Source organism: Escherichia sp. KCJ4928, assembly GCF_004352695.1.
Taxonomy (GTDB): Bacteria; Pseudomonadota; Gammaproteobacteria; order Enterobacterales; family Enterobacteriaceae; genus ECMA0423.
On sequence record NZ_SJWV01000402.1, the window covers coordinates 1 to 1,354 of the forward strand.

The following is a 1,354-nucleotide window of genomic DNA, read 5'->3' on the forward strand; positions in this document are numbered from 1 at the left end:
CGCGTCTGCGTTGACTTTCCGTAGTCCCATTTCCGGCCATTGTGCTCAAACGTGTAGTTCGCCGCCTCCATCGCATTACGCCACGCGTTTATTTCATCGCCCTTCATCCCGCGCGCTTTCTCCGCGGTCAGAGTATCAACGACTTTTTCCCCGTCAAACTTCCAGCGCCCGGAGATATCAGCTTTGCGGTTTTCTTCTGTATCCTCAACCTCCACCACACTCTGTCCCACTGGCCACAGCATCGACACATCCTTACTGATACTCGTGATTATGCCTTCGCTGTCATAAACCAGCTTCAGCGTATCCGCCTTAAATGACGACTGGCTTTCATACCAGTCACGGCCATCCTCTGCCTTCAGGTACATTGCCCCCGGAACATCCGACTTCTCAGGAGTATAACGTTGCAGATTTTTAAGATTCATTTCTTCTCCTCATACGAATATTCAGGACGGGGGACCCGTTTAAGCTTTCCGCACCCGGAAAAATCATGTTATTCATGTTCCACCGTAACCCACTGGCTGCCATCATGAACCTGAAGGAAGCCGTAAGTGACAGCGGTGACACAGGCTGCCCCTAAATTGCCGTTCGTCAGTGATACCGGAGCCGTCCTGATATTCAGAATCACAGCGCCATCAGGGGCTGCATTTTCCCCCTGCGCACCGCCATAAAAAGAGGGGAAAACGACTGTGCTGGAGGTGACTTCTGTTTTCTCGCTGATACGCACTCTGTTCGCCTGTGAATCTGCGCCATCCTTCCCTGCGGGGCCCGTCGGCCCGGTATCACCTTTCGGCCCCCGCTCGCCGGTATCGCCTTTTGGCCCGGGAATACCCTGTGGCCCCGTGTCTCCCTTAGCACTGTTTCACATCGATGATTTCGGTGTATGACGACCACAGCGTTCTGTTCTGCAGCTGGTCCGTGGTACTGTCCGCCGTCACCCTGACCATCCGGATGTTAAAGGGGCGCTCAGGGAGATTATTCAGAATCACCGACGTCAGGTACTGCGAGGTGGTCTTGCCGTTAATGGTGACATCCTTCTCCGTCCCCCAGTTACCGTTACGCTCAAGCTGAATCAGCAGCCGGACAGAAGAGGGATTACGGTCACCCTTTGAGCTGGTCTCCACCAGTGACTGCACCCCGAAGGTGACCCGCAGACGGTCAATGTTCGCTGACGTGATGGTGCGCGTCACCGGCTTTGCCTTCGTCACCTCCACACCCAGTGCGGTTTCCGCCCCGGAGGACTCAAAGCCTTCCGGCGGTGTCTGCTCCTGCTCCCCGGCACGCCAGACGGCGGTCACACCGTGTATCACGGGATTACCGTCCGTGTCCGTCAGCGGGGTTTTGTTCACCAGAATAC

Annotated in this window: 2 protein-coding genes and 1 pseudogene; all 3 read right to left on the reverse strand. The window is 55.8% G+C overall.

Annotation, left to right across the window (positions count from 1 at the left end):
• Positions 1-422: tail fiber assembly protein (locus E0D98_RS24260; RefSeq protein WP_165941060.1), on the reverse strand; the 422-nt coding region annotated here is incomplete at its 3' end.
• A gap of 68 nt (positions 423-490) precedes the next feature.
• The gene (locus tag E0D98_RS24265; RefSeq protein WP_240723768.1) at positions 491-724 is read right to left on the reverse strand and encodes a hypothetical protein; all 234 of its coding nucleotides are present in this window, start codon (positions 722-724) and stop codon (positions 491-493) included.
• Positions 725-851: 127 nt separating this feature from the next.
• Positions 852-1,354 (reverse strand): annotated as a pseudogene (locus E0D98_RS24270) (phage tail protein); the annotation flags it as partial.